This window comes from Streptomyces sp. NPDC008163 (genome assembly GCF_042956885.1).
In the GTDB taxonomy this organism is placed as follows: domain Bacteria; phylum Actinomycetota; class Actinomycetes; order Streptomycetales; family Streptomycetaceae; genus Streptomyces; species Streptomyces drozdowiczii_A.
On sequence record NZ_JBIBHG010000003.1, the window covers coordinates 537,582 to 552,511 of the forward strand.

At 71.5% G+C, this 14,930-nt stretch carries 15 protein-coding genes; 2 read left to right on the forward strand and 13 right to left on the reverse strand.

The window, feature by feature from the left end; all coding sequences use genetic code 11:
* Nucleotides 1–12: 12 nt before the first annotated feature.
* A complete protein-coding gene (locus tag ACFZAT_RS10300) occupies nucleotides 13–810 on the forward strand; it encodes an SAM-dependent methyltransferase (RefSeq protein ID WP_391262652.1) in 798 nt (265 codons plus the stop codon).
* 16 nt (nucleotides 811–826) lie between these two features.
* On the opposite strand, the gene ACFZAT_RS10305 is transcribed toward ACFZAT_RS10300, so the two are convergent.
* From ACFZAT_RS10305 to ACFZAT_RS10325, 5 genes are read right to left on the reverse strand one after another with little or no spacing between them, the layout of a single operon-like run.
* Nucleotides 827–1,357, reverse strand: a complete 531-nt coding sequence (locus tag ACFZAT_RS10305; protein WP_391262654.1) for a hypothetical protein — start codon at nucleotides 1,355–1,357, stop codon at nucleotides 827–829.
* A complete protein-coding gene (locus tag ACFZAT_RS10310; protein WP_391262656.1) occupies nucleotides 1,354–2,775 on the reverse strand; it encodes an ATP-binding protein in 1,422 nt (473 codons plus the stop codon). Before ACFZAT_RS10310 ends, ACFZAT_RS10305 begins: the two co-directional genes overlap by 4 nt.
* The gene (locus tag ACFZAT_RS10315; RefSeq protein WP_391262658.1) at nucleotides 2,772–3,455 is read right to left on the reverse strand and encodes a response regulator; all 684 of its coding nucleotides are present in this window, start codon (nucleotides 3,453–3,455) and stop codon (nucleotides 2,772–2,774) included. The genes ACFZAT_RS10310 and ACFZAT_RS10315 overlap by 4 nt, the downstream gene beginning before the upstream one ends.
* A 60-nt stretch (nucleotides 3,456–3,515) precedes the next feature.
* Nucleotides 3,516–5,207 carry a murein biosynthesis integral membrane protein MurJ gene (gene murJ / locus ACFZAT_RS10320; RefSeq protein WP_391262660.1) on the reverse strand — a complete coding sequence of 564 codons (1,692 nt, stop codon included), beginning with the start codon at nucleotides 5,205–5,207 and terminating at the stop codon, nucleotides 3,516–3,518.
* The gene (locus ACFZAT_RS10325; RefSeq protein ID WP_391262662.1) at nucleotides 5,204–6,367 is read right to left on the reverse strand and encodes a peptidoglycan bridge formation glycyltransferase FemA/FemB family protein; all 1,164 of its coding nucleotides are present in this window, start codon (nucleotides 6,365–6,367) and stop codon (nucleotides 5,204–5,206) included. The genes murJ and ACFZAT_RS10325 overlap by 4 nt, the downstream gene beginning before the upstream one ends.
* Nucleotides 6,368–6,593: 226 nt before the next feature.
* On the opposite strand from ACFZAT_RS10325, the gene ACFZAT_RS10330 reads away from it, so the two are divergent.
* Entirely contained in the window at nucleotides 6,594–7,799 is a 1,206-nt protein-coding gene (locus ACFZAT_RS10330; protein WP_391262664.1) for an Ig-like domain-containing protein, read from the forward strand.
* 86 nt (nucleotides 7,800–7,885) lie between these two features.
* On the opposite strand, the gene ACFZAT_RS10335 is transcribed toward ACFZAT_RS10330, so the two are convergent.
* From ACFZAT_RS10335 to ACFZAT_RS10370, 8 genes are all read right to left on the reverse strand, one after another.
* Nucleotides 7,886–8,758, reverse strand: coding sequence for an ABC transporter permease subunit (locus tag ACFZAT_RS10335; protein WP_391262665.1), 873 nt, complete (start codon nucleotides 8,756–8,758; stop codon nucleotides 7,886–7,888).
* Nucleotides 8,755–9,399, reverse strand: coding sequence for an amino acid ABC transporter permease (locus tag ACFZAT_RS10340; RefSeq protein ID WP_073965914.1), 645 nt, complete (start codon nucleotides 9,397–9,399; stop codon nucleotides 8,755–8,757). Before ACFZAT_RS10340 ends, ACFZAT_RS10335 begins: the two co-directional genes overlap by 4 nt.
* Nucleotides 9,400–9,416: 17 nt before the next feature.
* Nucleotides 9,417–10,328: a transporter substrate-binding domain-containing protein gene (locus ACFZAT_RS10345; RefSeq protein ID WP_391262668.1), complete on the reverse strand. Its 912-nt coding sequence runs from the start codon at nucleotides 10,326–10,328 to the stop codon at nucleotides 9,417–9,419.
* 14 nt (nucleotides 10,329–10,342) lie between these two features.
* Entirely contained in the window at nucleotides 10,343–11,086 is a 744-nt protein-coding gene (locus ACFZAT_RS10350) for an ATP-binding cassette domain-containing protein (RefSeq protein ID WP_391262670.1), read from the reverse strand.
* A 133-nt stretch (nucleotides 11,087–11,219) separates the two neighbouring features.
* Entirely contained in the window at nucleotides 11,220–11,660 is a 441-nt protein-coding gene (locus ACFZAT_RS10355; RefSeq protein WP_391262671.1) for a DUF6278 family protein, read from the reverse strand.
* Between the two features lie 115 nt (nucleotides 11,661–11,775).
* Entirely contained in the window at nucleotides 11,776–12,555 is a 780-nt protein-coding gene (locus tag ACFZAT_RS10360) for an exodeoxyribonuclease III (protein WP_391262673.1), read from the reverse strand.
* Nucleotides 12,556–12,603: 48 nt separating this feature from the next.
* Nucleotides 12,604–13,263 (reverse strand): MBL fold metallo-hydrolase, encoded by a 660-nt coding sequence (locus ACFZAT_RS10365; protein ID WP_391262675.1) that lies wholly within the window; start codon nucleotides 13,261–13,263, stop codon nucleotides 12,604–12,606.
* A gap of 12 nt (nucleotides 13,264–13,275) precedes the next feature.
* Nucleotides 13,276–14,553: an alpha/beta fold hydrolase gene (locus ACFZAT_RS10370; protein ID WP_391262677.1), complete on the reverse strand. Its 1,278-nt coding sequence runs from the start codon at nucleotides 14,551–14,553 to the stop codon at nucleotides 13,276–13,278.
* Between the last annotated feature and the right edge of the window lie 377 nt (nucleotides 14,554–14,930).

The window sequence follows — 14,930 nt, forward strand, 5'->3', positions numbered from 1 at the left end:
GAGGAGCGCCACTTGAGGCAGCACGGCTTACCCGTCCCGGTGATCGACACCGGCCGACCGCACTCCGCAAGGATCTACGACTACCTGCTCGGCGGCAAGGACAACTACCGCGTGGACCAGCAGGCCGGCGACGAGCTCGTCGCCACCGCGGCCCAGGAGCGGGCCGGCGCCCGGGCCAACCGCGCCTTCCTGGAACGCGCCGTCCGCCACGTCGTCGGCGCGGGCCTGCGGCAGGTCCTCGACATCGGCACCGGGCTGCCCCACTCCCCCAACGTGCACGAGGTCGCCCTCGAAGCGGCGCCCGATGCGCGCGTCGCGTACGTCGACAACGACCCCATCGTCACCGCGCACGCGGACGCCCTGCTGCGCAGCTCCGACCAGGTCGGCGTCGCGCTCGCCGACCTCCGCGATCCGCAGGGCGTCGTGGAGCATCCTCAGGTCCGCGGGGTCATCGACTTCCACCGGCCCGTCGCCCTGGTCCTCACCTCGGTGCTGCACTTCCTCACCGACGCGCAGGAGCCCCAGCGGGCCGTCGCCACCCTCCGCGACGCGCTCCCGGCCGGCAGCTGTCTGGTGATCTCGCACGCCACCGACGACTTCGCCGACTGCCGTGCGGCACAAGCGGTCTACGCCCACGCGACCACACCGCTCACCCCACGCTCCCATGCGGAGATCGAGAAGTTCTTCGACGGGTTCGAACTGCTGACGCCCGGCCTCGTTCCCGTCCCGTCCTGGCGGCCGGACGCACCCGTCGCGGCGCGACCGCCCACGATCGGCGTCTACGGAGCGGTCGCCCGCAAGGCCGCCTGAGCGGCCGGAGTACCGGTCAGACCGAGCAGTGCGTCGGACCGATGACTCCCTCGGTGCCGATCACCGTGACCACCTCCGTACGGTCGGCGGTGCCGGCGGCTGCCGCGGTGCAGACGAGCTGCTGGCGGGCGGCTTCGGAGAGGCCGGTGACCGGGATGCCGATGGTGACCTTCACCCCCTCCGAGCTCAGCTCGATGGCCGCCTTCATCCCGCCGGTGGGCAGCTCGGAGCGCAGTCCGGAGTCGCGCTCCGCCCGGGTGGGCCCCTCGAAGAGCAGATACAGCGCGGCAGACGCCCCGCTGAGCCCGTGAGCCGTCCAGGCCCCGCCGTCGACGCTCTCCGGAGGGCTCATGGTCCGGACGACCGGCATCAACCGGGACGCCGATGACGAGGACACGAAATACACCAGGGCGCTGCGCCGGTCCGCCGGGGCCACCTCCACGGTCGCCGGTTCACCCGCCTCCACGACGTCCGTCGCACGGATGCCGCACCCGGTGGCGAGCAGCAGCACGGGCAACAGCGCGCCGAGCACGCGCGCGCCCCTCACCGCTGCCCCATCGGCAGCTCCACGGTGAACACCGCGCCGCCCCCGGGCCGGTTCGCCGCGCACACCGTGCCCCCGTGCAGCCGTACGTTCTCCTGGGCGATGGCGAGGCCGAGGCCGCTGCCCGCCGACCGGGTGCGGGCCGCGTCGGCCTTGTAGAACCGGTCGAAGATGTGCGGGAGCACCGCCGCGTCGATGCCCGGCCCGCTGTCCTCCACCTCCACGACGAGCCGGTCGCCGCCGCGTACGCGTACGGTGACGGGCTCGGCGCCGTGCCGCAGGGCGTTGCCGACCAGGTTGGCGACGACCACGTCGAAGCGGCGCGGATCGAGCACCGCCCGGACCCCGTCGGGGAGTCCGGTGGCAACCCGGCCCTCCCATCGGCGGCCCTGGAGCGTCTTGCGTACGGTCTCGGCGACGTCCACCTCGTCCAGGTGCAGTTCGGCCGCGCGGGCGTCGAAGCGGGATATCTCCATCAGGTCCTCGACCAGGGTGGCCAGTTTGCCGGTCTCCGTGCTGATCAGGCGGACGGCGGCGGCGGTGTCGGGGCGCAGTTCACCGGCGTCCTCGTCCAGGACCTCGGTGACGGCGAGCATACCGGCGAGCGGGGTGCGCAGTTCGTGGGAGACGTCCGAGGCGAAGCGCCTGGCCCGCTCCTCGGCCCGGCGCAGCTCCTCGACGGACTCCTGGAGTTTCGTGGACGACTCATTGAACGTCCATGCCAGATCGGCGAGTTCGTCGGAGCCGCGCACCGTGATCCGGGTGTCGAGCTCGCCCCTGCCGATGCCCGCCGCCGCCCGGCGCAGATCGCGGACCGGGCGCAGGACACTGCGGGCGGCGAGCAGCGCGGGCACCAGGGCGACGAGCAGGGCGGGCAGGGCGCCGTCCCGGGCGGCGGTGACCATGGCGGCCACATTGGCGTCCTCGGCGGACAGCGGCATGACGGCGTAGAGGACGAGGCCGGTGGGCTGTCTGCCGTCGCCCCGGTTGAAGAGGGCGGGCATGCCGACGGTCAGCCAGGGCTCGCCGTCCTTGACGACGCGCTGGAACGAGCCGTGGGTGTTGTCGCGGGTGGCCGTGCGCAGTCCGGCGGTGATCACCCGGGAGGAGGACCGGTCCGACGAGGAGGCCCGCAGCTTCCCGTACTCGGCGAACACCGTCCAGCCGCGCCCGCCGCCCGCCCGGGCGAGCACCAGGCAGACGTGGCGCAGCTGCTCGCTGTCTATGGGGAGGCTGACGGACTGGTCGTTGATCCGGTCGCGGAACTGGGCGACGGCGGAGTCCTGTGCCTGCTGGAGGATCGCAGAGCGGGCCTCGCGATAGGTGAGGGCGGCGGTGGTGGCCGCGCTGACGGCCGCGACGAACAGGAACGCCGCGATCAGGCGGGTGCGGAGGCCGAGGCGGGCCGCGAACAGTCTCATGCGAGTGGTCCGAAGCGGTAGCCGAAGCCGCGGACGGTCTGGATGTAGCGGGGGCTGCCGGGGACGTCCTCGATCTTCTGGCGGAGGCGGCGGACGCAGGCGTCGACCAGCCGGGCGTCGCCGTGGTAGCTGTGCTCCCACACGTGTTCCAGGAGCTGCTGGCGGCTGAAGACCTGTTCGGGCGAGGCCGAGAGGTGGAGCAGGAGCTTCAGTTCGGAGGGGGCGAGGAGGAGACGTTCGCCGGCCTTGGCGACGGCGAGGCCCGCGCGGTCGACGGCCAGTGCGCCGTGCGACTCGATGCCGCCGCGCCCGGCGGGGACGGCGAGCCGGCGCAGCACGGCCCGGATGCGGGCCTCGATGACCTCGGTACGGGCGGGCTTGACGATGTAGTCGTCGGCCCCGGCCTCCAGCCCCACGACGACGTCGAAGTCGTCGCCGCGCGCGGTCAGCATGATCACGGGGAGCTGGCTGGTCTCGCGGATGCGGCGGCAGACCTGGACGCCGTTCATGCCGGGCAGCATCAGGTCGAGCAGGACCAGGTCCGGCCGGAATTCCCCGAGCGCGGCGAGCCCGGCCTCGCCGGTGCCGACGGCCCGCAGTTCGTGGCCGCGCCTGCGCAGGCCCAGCTCGACCCCTTCGCGCACGGAGGGGTCGTCTTCTATCAGGAGCACGCGAGGCATGGCGTCAGTATCCCAGCGATCAAGGAATGGATTCGAACGGGCGGGCGAGTGCGGGCCGGTTCAGCCGCGCCGCAGCCGGCCCCGGACGGCGTTCAGCGCACCGCTCACCTCGGTGAGCCGCAGCGGCCGGGCCAGCCCCGCGACGACCAGCGCGAGGACGGCCGTTCCGGCGCCCAGCGCGGCGAAGTCCCCGAGGCCCGAGCCCTCCGTGTCGACGGCGCGGGCCGCCCCGTACGCCAGCGCACCGGCCGGCACACACGCGACGACCAGCCGCACATGCGCCCACACCCCGGGCGAGCGGCCGAGCGAGGGGCGCGGCGCCCCGCCCGGGGAGAGCCTGCGGTGCAGCACGTACGCGGTGACGGCGAAGCCGGTGAGCAGGGCGACGGAGTACGCGCCCGCCATGCCGGTCACCGCCCAGCGCGCGGACAGCGTCAGATAGGCGACGACCGAGAGCCCGGCGTTGAGGGCCGCGATGACCAGGTTCAGCAGGAACGGGGTGCGGGTGTCACTCATCGCGTAGAACCCGCGCGAGAGCACGTACTGCCCGGAGAAGGCGATCAGACCGGGGGCGAACGCGGCCATCATGCCCGCCATCACCGTGATGTCCGCCGGGCCGGTGCGCCCGTAGCCGAAGACCGCGCCCATCACCCAGGGCGCGAGCACCAGCAGCAGCGCGGCGGCCGGGACCACCACGGCGGCCGAGGTGCGCAGCGCGTACGAGAGGTCCCGCCGCACCCCGGCGAGGTCGCCGCCGGCCGCCGCCCTGCTCATGCGCGGCATCAGCGCGGTGACGAGGCTGACGGTCACGATGCCCTGCGGGACGACCCACAGCTGATAGGCGTAGCTGTACGCGGTGTAGCCGGCGCCGCCCGCGAGGTGCTGGTCCACGGCGTGCTGGCCGCTCGCGGTGGAGAGGCGGGTGATCACCCAGTAGGCGGCCTGGTTGGTGAGGACGAGCATGACGAGCCAGCCGGCGGCCCGCAGCGGCCGGGTCAGTCCGCTGCCACGCCAGTCGAACCGGGGCCGCCAGCGGAACTTCGCGGCGCGCAGCGAGGGCACCAGAGCGAGGCTCTGCACGGCGATGCCCGCCGTGGTGCCCCAGCCGAGCCACTGCGCCTGCGCGGAGCTGAGGGTGCCGCCCGAGTCCGCCGCCGTCCCGAGGTAGAGCCCGAACACGGCGATGATCACGACGTTGTTGAGGACCGGCGTCCACATCATCGCGCCGAACCGGTCGCGGGCGTTGAGGACTTGGCCCAGGAGCGTGAACAGGCCGTAGAAGAGGATCTGCGGCAGGCAGTAGCGGGCCAGGGCGATGGTGAGTTCGGCCTGGTCGCCGTCGTAGGCGGGGGCGTACACCTGGATGATCAGCGGTGCGCCGAGCACGGCGAGCGCGGTGAGGGCGAGCAGCCCCACGGTGCAGAGGGTGAGCAGGCGGTCGGTGTAGGCGGCCCCGCCGTCGCTGTGTTCCCTGGCGGCGCGGACGAGCTCGGGCACGAAGACCGCGTTGAGGGCGCCGCCGATGAGCAGGATGTAGAGGATGTTGGGCACGGTGTTGGCGACCGAGTAGCCGTCGGCCCGCAGTCCGGTGCCGAGCGCGGCGACGACGACCGCCGAGCGTATGAACCCCGTGGCCCGCGAGACGATGGACCCGGCGGCCATCACGGCGCCGCTGCGCAGCACCGAGCCGGAGCCGCGCGCGCCGCTCTTCTCGGGGGCGGCCGCCTCCGGGGCGGTGCCGGCGGCCGTCACCGGCGTGCCAGGTACGCCTGGAACGCCCGGTACAACGTGTTGTTGGCGGTTCCGCCCACCGATGTCTCCCACTCTCCGAGGGTCTCCACGACCTCCCCGCCGGTGCCCAGCTTCCAGCGCAGCAGCCCGAAGGGCCGGTCGTGGGGATCGAGGGTGGAGGATACCCCGCGCATGTCGTACACCTCGGCGCCCCCCGCGAGGGCGTCGCACATCATCTGCCACTGAAGGGCGTTGCTGGGACGCACCTCGCGGCGGTGGTCGGCGGAGGCGCCCGTCTGGTACCAGACCCTCCGGCCGGTGCTGATCATGGTGTGGGCGGCCAGGATCTCGCCGTCGTGCACGGCGAGGCAGAGCTTCATCCGGCCGGGCTGCTCGGCGTTGAGCGCGGCGTACTGACGCTGGTAGTAGCCGAGAGAGCGGCCGAGCCGGAAGCCGTCGCGCTCCTCGGTGATCCGCAGCAGCCGGTGGAAGTCGGGCAGTTCGGCGGCGCTCCCGGTCACGATCCGCACACCCGCCTTCTGCGCGCGGCGGACGTTGCGGCGCCACTCCTGGTTGAGCCCGGACCACAGGTCCTCGGTGGTGCGTCCGGCGAGCGGCACCCGGAACACGTACCGGGGCTGGGCGTCCGCGTCGTCGCCGTCCCCGCCGCAGCGCCGCCAGCCGCGGGCCCGCAGCCGGTCGGCCACGGCGGCGCCGAGCGGGTCGACCTCGCTCGCCAGGACGTCGCCGACGGCGCGCCCGGGGCCGGCGGCGGCCTTGAGCCGGGCGCCGGTCCAGCGGCGGTAGGCGGGGCCGGGTCCGATGCGCACGGCGAAGGCCCCGGCCGCGCGCAGGTGCGCGAGCAGGGGGCGCAGCCAGCGGTCCATTCCGGGGTCGGCCCAGTCGGCGGCCGGGCCCTCCGGGAGATAGGCGAAGTATTTCCGGGTGCCCGGGAATTGCCGGTAGAGGACGAGCGCGCTCCCGCTCAGGGTGCCGTCGTCGTCCTGCCAGCCGAGCCTTTCCGAGGACCAGCCCTCTTTCACCCCCGCCCAGGAGGGGTACTGCAGGAAACTGGCGTCGGCCCGTGTGGCCAGGTGGGCGCGGTGCTCGTCCACCGTGAGGCCGTGTACGCGTAGGTCCCGTTCCCTGCTGCGGTCTCCGGTCGCGAGCAGCGCTGACATGTCGGTGGCCCTCCCCCTCGTGGGCCCCGCGGTCTGCTCTGCGGGGCTGCACAGGATGCTCACAGCGGTCCGTGACGGGTCCGCGCGCCGAATGTGACCGGACGATGACCGTTGCGCTGCGCTTCCCGTCACACAGGGAATTCCTGCTTTTCCGCAGATTTACGGAACTTAGGCTCCGGTGCGTTCCTCTTCACCGATGACCGAGTACGGCCCTGGAGGTTTTCCGTTGATTCCCGCATTCCTGATACCGGCGCGCCCGCAGCGCCCCGCCCGCCTCGCGCTGATCGCCGGCTGCGCGGTGCTCGGCGTCACCCTCACGGCCTGTTCCGGCGGCGCCGCCGCGTCGGACAAGAACGGTGACTCCGCTCCCTCGAAGGCGGCACCGCCCTCCATCTCGGTGAACCTGCACGGCACATCGGCCGCCGCGGGGAAGCCGGTGACGGTGACCCTGGCGGACGGGAAGCTGAATGAGGTGACCGTCTCGGCCGGTAAGGACGGCACGCTCAGCGGCCGGATTTCCGCCGACGGGCGGACCTGGACGTCCGACCGGGCGGCGGCGCCCGGCACCGCGTACCGCGTGGAGGCGCACGACACCTCGGGCGGCACTGACACGGCCTCGTTCACGACGAAGGCGGCCGACAAGGTGAACAAGCTGACGCTGGCGCCGGGCAAGAACACGACGGTGGGCATCGCGCAGCCGCTGTCGATCGTGTTCGACAACCCGGTCAAGGACAAGGCGGCCGTCGAGAAGGCCCTCAAGGTCTCCACCTCGAACCACACCGAGGGCTCCTGGGGCTGGCTGCGCGACTACTCGGGCCGCGACCGCGTCGACTGGCGCCCGAAGGACTACTGGAAGTCCGGGACTCGCATCACGCTCGACGCCGAGCTGAACGGCGTCGACTCGGGCCAGGGCGGCGGCTTCTTCGTACGGGACTACGCGACGACCTTCACGGTGGGCGCGAGCCAGGTGGTGAAGGTGGACCTGGACCGGCACCGGCTGGCGCTGCAGCGGGACGGCCGGACGGTCATGGACGTGCCGGTGTCGGGCGGCACCCCGGGCGGCGACAAGCGGTCGTGGCGGGGGACGGCCGTGCTGATGGCGAAGGAGGGCACGATCAACATGCGCTCCGAGACGGTGGGCCTGGGCCACACCTACGACAAGATGGTCGACTACTCGATGCGGCTGACCTGGTCGGGCATGTACGCCCACGCCGCTCCGTGGAACGCGGCGTACTTCGGTGTGGCGAACCATAGTTCGGGGTGTGTCGGGATGAGCGACGCGAACGCCGCTGCCCTCTACCGGCAGGCCCACGTCGGTGACCCGTTCGAGATCACGGGCGCGGAGACCAAGGGCACGGTCGCGGAGGGCAACGGCTACGGGGCGTGGAACGTCTCGTGGGACGAGTGGCAGACGAGGAGCGCCCTCGGCTGACCGGTCCGCCGGCGCGCAGCTGACCTTCTTCCCGCGTGCGAGAAGTGATCACCGGCTGCTGCCGGGCGGACCCCGCTCCCGTCCTTCTACCGCCCTCCCGGCATCAGCGTGCCGGGCTGTGCCGGGCCGACGCCCACCGCCTCCGTCTTCGGATTGCGCCGTTGCCGCCTCGCCACCCAGGTGGCGAACCAGGAGAGCAGCATGCACATCCCGATGTAGATCGGTGAGATCACCATCACCACGGGGATGAAAGGCAGATCGTAGTCCAAATTGGAGGCGATGAGCTTGCCCGCGTGGAGGAATTCCTCGTACGTGATGAGGTAGCCGAGCGAGGTGTCCTTCAGGGCCACCACCAGCTGGCTGATGATGGTGGGCAGCATCGCGCGGATCGCCTGCGGCGCCAGGACGAAGGTGGTGACCTGCGTCTTCCGCATGCCCAGCGCGTAGGCCGCCTCGCGCTGGCCGCGCTCCACGGAGTTGATGCCGGTACGGAACACCTCGGCGAGCACCGAGCCGTTGTAGAGCGTCAGTCCGGCGACCAGCGCGGGCAGCGGCTGCACCTTCAGCGCCACGAAGATGAAGAAGATCATCACCAGGACGGGCATGGCGCGGAAGAACTCGACGAGGACCGTCGACACCCAGCGCACCGGCCGGTGTTCGGACAGCCGCCCGACCGCGAGGACGGCGCCGAGGGCCAGGGAGAGGACGGCGGCGTACGCGAACGCCTTGAGGGTGTTGCCGAGTCCGCGCAGCAGGAGTTCCTGGATGCCCTTGTACTCGAAGGGCGTCCACTTGGCGGCGGTGAACTGGTCGGTGTCGAAGAGGAGATAGATCACCCAGCCGATCAGGGCGAGGATGAGGACCGTCGACACGATTCCGTAGAGGCGGTGCCGTTTGCGGGTGTGCGGTCCCGGGATGTCGTAGAGGGCGTTGGCGGTGGGTGCGGTGTGGGCGGTCATCGGGCGACTCCCCAGCGCTTTTCCATGACGTGGAAGAGCGCGCTGATGGCGAGGGTGATGATCAGGTACCCCACGGCGATCCACACGAAGGTCCAGATGATGCTGTATCCCAGCTCGTTGAGGGTCTTGTAGGTGCCGAGGAGTTCGGTGACGCTGAACGCCCCGGCGATCGCCGAGTTCTTGGCGAGCGCGATGAGCGTCGAGCCGATCGGCGGGATCACCGAGCGGAACGCCTGCGGCAGCACGATGGAGCCGAGGCTCTGTCCGAAGGTCATCCCGAGGCTCCGGGCCGCCTCGCCCTGCCCGGTGGGCACGGTGTTGATGCCGGAGCGCAGCACCTCGCAGATGAAGGCGGAGGTGTAGCAGCCCAGCGCGATGATCGCGAACACGTTGAACGGCAGGACGAGCCCGAAGCGGGGCAGGCCGAGGAGCACGGCGAAGAAGAGCAGGGTGAGCGGGGTGTTGCGCAGGACCGTCACCCACACGGTGCCGAACACCCGGAGCGAGCCGACGGGCGCCACCCGGAAGGAGGCCATGACGAAGCCGAGGACCAGGGCCAGGATCGAGGCGTAGACGGTGAGTTCGAGGGTGCCGAGGAAGCCCTTGCCGTAGAGCGAGAAGTTGTCGGTGAGTACGTCCATGGGTGCGGGCCGTCCTCTCAGTTCGCCGGGTAGCGGTCGATGGGCGGCGGCTTGGGCGCGGGCGCGCCGGACAGGCCGAGGGTCGCCTCGAACGCCTTCTTCCAGTTGCCGTTCTTCTCGTTCGCCTCCAGCGCGTCGTCGAGCGCGAAGCGCAGCGCGTTGTCGCCGCGCGGGACTCCGATGCCGTACGGCTCCTCGGAGAAGGGCTTGCCGACGACCTTCATCTCGTCGGGCGCCTTGGCGGCGAACCCCAGCAGGATCGCGTCGTCGGTGGTGACGACGTCGACCTGGAACGTCAGCAGGTTGTCGACACAGATCGAGTACGTGTCGTACGCGACCAGCTTCGCCTTCGGATAGTCGGCGGCGATCCGCTGGTACGGGGTCGAGCCCGCGGCCGAGCAGACCGTCTTGCCGGCCAGGTCCTGCGGTCCGTGGATGTCGTCCTCGTCGGTGCGCACCAGGAGGCCCTGGCCCGCCATGTAATAGGGACCGGCGAACCCGACGAGCTTCTTGCGCATGTCGTTGATGGTGTAGGTGCCGACGTAGTAGTCGATCTGCCCGTTCTGCAGGGCGGTCTCGCGGTTGGCGGAGGCGATCGTCTTGAAGCGGATCGTCTTCGGGTCGAAGCCCAGCGACGCGGACATCATGCGGGCGATCTCGATGTCGAAGCCGGAGTAGACACCGGTGGCCGGGTCCTTCTCGCCCAGGTAGGGCTGGTCCTCCTTGGCGCCCACCCGGAGGTAGCCGCGCTTCTTCGCGTTCCGCCAGGTCCGGGAGTCCGGCAGCCGGAAGCCCTTGTCCACCTGGTAGACGGGCAGTTGGTCGGCCTTCGGGCCCTTGACCGGCGGGCTGCCCTCCTTGCCGCAGGCGGCGGCGAAGAGGGCGAGCAGGAGGCCGGCACAGACGGCCAGTAGTTTCCTCGTACGCAACTCAGGGCCTCCCGTCAGTGCTTGAGGATCTTGGACAGGAAGTCCTTGGCCCGGTCGCTCTCCGGGGAGGTGAAGAAGTCCTCCGGAGTGCGGTCCTCCACGATGCAGCCGTCGGCCATGAAGACGACCCGGTTGGCGGCGGAGCGGGCGAAGCCCATCTCGTGGGTGACGACGACCATGGTCATGCCCTCGCGGGCGAGCTGCCGCATCACTTCAAGGACTTCGTTGATCATCTCCGGATCGAGCGCCGACGTCGGCTCGTCGAACAGGAGCGCCTTGGGGTCCATGGCGAGGGCGCGGGCGATGGCGACGCGCTGCTGCTGGCCGCCGGAGAGCTGGGCGGGGAACTTGTCGGCGTGCGCGGCGAGCCCCACCCGGTCCAGGAGTTCACGGGAGCGCTGGTCCGCCTCGTCCTTCTTCCGCTTGCGCACCTTGACCTGGGCCAGGGAGACGTTGGCGAGGACGGTCTTGTGCGCGAAGAGGTTGAACGACTGGAAGACCATGCCGACTTCGGCCCTCAGCTGGGCCAGCCCCCGGCCCTCCTCGGGGAGGGGTTTGCCGTCGATGGTGATGTGGCCCGACTCGATGGTCTCCAGCCGGTTGACCGCCCGGCAGAGCGTCGACTTCCCGGAGCCGGACGGGCCGATGACCACCACCACCTCCCCGCGGCCGACGGTGAGATTGATGTCCTGCAGTACGTGCAACTTTCCGTAGTGCTTGTTGACGTCTCGCAGCTCGATCAACGGATCGACGGCCATACGCTGCCCTACCCACTTGTCGCTCGGTCGAGGTCAGCGCAAACTAACCAGCCCGGCAAGGGACTTCTCGACCGACACGCACCAATGGGGCAAAAGGATTCTTATCGCTTCGCGCGGTTCGTCGCGCGGCGGGTCAGCCCTCGGCGGACTCGGCGTACACCTGGGACAGCTCGGGGCTGCCGGACATCGCCCAGTCGAGGCCCGCCTCGACCACGTCGATCTCGCGGCCCGAGGCCAGCCGCACGACGGGCTGACCGCTCGGCCAGATGTGCCAGTGCGCCCCGGCGACATTGCGCACCAGGACCGTACCGAGGTAGAGCCCGGCGTCGTTGCCCAGCCAGGGCAGCTCCTCCGGGTCGTCGCGCCAGCGCGGCACCAACTGGTCGAGGGCCGTCAACGAGGCGGGGCTGTCGTCCAGTTCGATGCCGCGCTCCCCCACCCGGACCCGGAGCAGCTCGCATTCGGCGAGCAGTTCGGCCACGCCGTCCGGATCGGCGTCGGCGACCCCCGCGAGCCCCGCCTCCCGCGTCCCGTCGTGACGTTTACGCCAGTTGTCCAAGAAGGGGATCTTCATCCGATCAGAATCGCATCCCGGCGCACCCGCGCACCACAGGGCGCGCGGCCTGTCGTTCGAGTGCCGAACACCACACGGTCACCGTGCGTTCACGGAACGCGGGTGCCGGGGCGGCTCAGAGGTCGAGGTCGACGACCACCGGGGCGTGGTCGGAGGCACCCTTGCCCTTGCGCTCCTCGCGGTCCACGTAGCTGTCCCGCACGGCCGCGGTGAAGGGGTCGTTGCCGTAGACGAGGTCGATGCGCATGCCCTTGTTCTTCGGGAAGCGCAGCTCGCGGTAGTCCCAGAAGGTGTACGGGCGGTCGTACTTCAGGGGGCGGGGCATCACGTCGGACAGGCCCTCGTCGCGCAGCGCGGCCAAGGCCTCGCGCTCGGCGAGCGTGACATGCGTGGCCCCCTCGAAGAGCGCCGGGTCCCAGACGTCCTCGTCGGTCGGGGCCACGTTGAAGTCGCCGAGCACGGCGAAGGGGGCCGCACCGGCGGCGTCGGCGGCCACCGCCTTGCGCAGCGCCTCCAGCCAGCGCAGCTTGTACGCGTAGTGCTCATGGGCGACCTCGCGGCCGTTGGGCACGTACACCGACCACAGGCGCACCGGGCCGCAGGTCGCGCTGATCGCGCGGGGCTCCTGCGCGGTCTCGTAGGCCGGCCCGTCGGGCAGCCCGAGCACCACGTCGGAGAGGCCGGCGCGGGAGATCAGCGCGACCCCGTTCCACCGCCCGTTGGCGTTGACCGCGGACTCGTAGCCCGCCTCGCGGAGCGCCTCGGCGGGGAACTGCTCGGCGGTGCACTTGGTCTCCTGGAGGCACAGCACGTCGGTGCCGCTGCTCTCCAGCCAGGCCAGCAGCCTCGGCAGGCGGGCGGTGATCGAGTTGACGTTCCAGGTGGCGATGCGCATGTACGTAAACCTAACGCCTGCCACTGACAGCCGCCGGGGCGGCGGCCGTCACAGGGCCGTCGAGTCGCCCGGTGTCATCCGGCCGTGGTCGGAGCCGCCCAGCTCGCCGATCTGCCGGTCGTAGATCGGCCGGGCCAGGTCGGTGAGGAGCGCGTCGTGGATGTCGATCGCGCGGCGCGGCTTCACTTCGCGCACGTAGTCGATGACCTCGGAGATCTTGTTCCACGGGGCCATCACCGGGAGCAGGAGCGTGTCGACGGCCCGGCCGGGCACCGTCAGGGCGTCGCCGGGGTGGAAGACCTGGCCGTCGGCGAGGAAGCCGATGTTGGTGACGCGCGGGATGTCCGGGTGGATCACCGCGTGCAGTTCTCCGTGCACCTCGATGTCGAACCCGGCGGCCGAGAAGGTGTCACCGTGGCCGACCGTGTGGACGCGCCCCGGGAAGGCCGCGCTCAGCCGCTCCGCGACGCTGCGCAGGGTCCAGACCCGGGCCTCCGGGTCGGCTTCGAGACCGGCCCGGATCCGCCCCTCGTCGAAGTGGTCGGGGTGCTCGTGCGTCACGAGGATCGCCTCGGCGCCGATCGCCGCGTCGCCCTCCGAGAAGCCGCCCGGGTCGATGACGAGCGTGCGCCCGTCCTTCTCCAGGCGGATGCAGGAGTGCGACTGCTTGGTCAGGGTCGGCGCGGTGTTCCCGGTATGGCTGCTCATGGCTCCATCCTGCTACGCGGGCGGCGTCGTTTCCGCCCGAATCACCGACTGCGCGATCGTGAAGGCGGCGCTCGCGGCCGGAACCCCGCAGTACACGGCGGTCTGCATCAGCACCTCACGGATCTCGGTGGGGGTGAGTCCGTTGCGCAGGGCGGCCCTGGTGTGTGCGGCCAGGCTCTCCATCCGCCCGGAGGCGACGAGTGCGGTGAGGGTGACGGTGGAGCGGGTGCGCCGGTCGAGCCCTTCCCTGGTCCAGACCTCGCCCCAGGCGTACCGGGTGACCAGCTCCTGGAAGTCCTCGGTGAAGTCGTCGGCGGCGGCCATGACCCCGTCGACCTGGGCGTCACCCAGCACCTCGCGCCGCAGCCGCATGCCGGGCGCGTACGGGTCGGGGCGCCCGCCGGCCGCCGCCTCGGGGGCCGGTCCGGCGGGGGCGATCTCCGCGACGGGCTGGACGGGGGCGGAGAGCCGGGGCACGGAGTCCGGCATCGGGATGGCCGCCTGGGTGTCCTGCCAGGCGGCGGAGAAGTGGGTGAGCAGGAGGTCGGTGACCGCCCCGGGCTGCTCGACGGGCGCCAGGTGCGAGGCCCCGGGCACCAGGGCGAGCCGGGCGTCCGGTATCCCGGCGACCAGGGTGCGGGCGTCGCCGGGCCCGGTGACCCGGTCCTCCGCCCCGACCACGACGAGCGTGGGGACGGGGATGCGGCTCAGTTCCGTACGGACGTCGAACGCGGCCAGGGCCTCGCAGGCGGCGATGTAGCACCCCGGGTCGGTGGTCCGCACCATCTGGACGGCCCACTCCACGATGGCGGGCTGCGCGGCGGCGAAGGCGGGCGTGAACCAGCGCTCGGGCGCGGTGCGCGCCATGGGCTCCAGGCCGTTCGTACGGACGATGACGCCGCGCTGCCGGAACTCGTCGGCGCTGCCGAACCGGGCGGAGGAGGCCACCAGGGCGAGCGCCGCCACCCGGTGCGGGTGCCGCAGCGCCAGGTCCGCGCCGATCGCCCCGCCGATGGAGCACCCCACGTACCCGAACCGCTGGACCCCGACCCCGTCGAGCGTGGCGAGGAGCCGGTCCCCCAGCTCCGCCACGGCGGTCGCGGGCCGGGCGGGGGCGCCGCCGTGCCCGGGGAGGTCGTACCGGAAGACTCTCCAGTGCCGGGTGAGCTCGGGTATCTGGCGGTCCCACATGTGCCAGGTGGTACCCAGTGAGGGGCCGATGACCAGGACCGGCGCGTCCTCGGGGCCGTCGAAGCGGTATTGCAGGGTGTTCGGTGGTGTCTCGCTCACCCGTCCGACCCTCTCACCTGTCACGAGATGTCACAGCGCCGGGGTGGACCTTGCCGGGCTCGGCCGGCCCGCAAGGCCGAGCCCGGCGCCGGGGCGCCCGGCGGAGATCCGGGCACAGCTCGCCCGCACGACCTCGCGCGGGTCGCTCAGGGTGGATTGCCGCGCGTCGTGGAGTGGGGTCGTACTGGGCCCCTCCGCTTTCCGGTATGCGAAAGGAGCGAGGTGAGGTGCCGGCGAAGCGAAATGCACGACCGATCTGTCATGGGTGAATTGCCCCGACCGGCCGGCATCGAGATCAGCCCGCTGAATCGCGCCCCGGGAGACCGCGCCGGACCGCTCCCGGCAAGCGAAGGCAGTCGCATCTCATTTCGTGAGAT

Bases quoted from the DNA above. Each gene is read 5' to 3' on its own strand.
- ACFZAT_RS10310 (WP_391262656.1), bottom strand. From the start codon at position 2,775: ATGAGACTGTTCGCGGCCCGCCTCGGCCTCCGCACCCGCCTGATCGCG.
- ACFZAT_RS10315 (WP_391262658.1), bottom strand. From the start codon at position 3,455: ATGCCTCGCGTGCTCCTGATAGAAGACGACCCCTCCGTGCGCGAAGGG.
- ACFZAT_RS10325 (WP_391262662.1), bottom strand. From the start codon at position 6,367: ATGTCAGCGCTGCTCGCGACCGGAGACCGCAGCAGGGAACGGGACCTA.
- ACFZAT_RS10335 (WP_391262665.1), bottom strand. From the start codon at position 8,758: ATGACCGCCCACACCGCACCCACCGCCAACGCCCTCTACGACATCCCG.
- ACFZAT_RS10340 (WP_073965914.1), bottom strand. From the start codon at position 9,399: ATGGACGTACTCACCGACAACTTCTCGCTCTACGGCAAGGGCTTCCTC.
- ACFZAT_RS10350 (WP_391262670.1), bottom strand. From the start codon at position 11,086: ATGGCCGTCGATCCGTTGATCGAGCTGCGAGACGTCAACAAGCACTAC.
- ACFZAT_RS10355 (WP_391262671.1), bottom strand. From the start codon at position 11,660: ATGAAGATCCCCTTCTTGGACAACTGGCGTAAACGTCACGACGGGACG.
- ACFZAT_RS10360 (WP_391262673.1), bottom strand. From the start codon at position 12,555: ATGCGCATCGCCACCTGGAACGTCAACTCGATCACCGCCCGCCTGCCG.
- ACFZAT_RS10365 (WP_391262675.1), bottom strand. From the start codon at position 13,263: ATGAGCAGCCATACCGGGAACACCGCGCCGACCCTGACCAAGCAGTCG.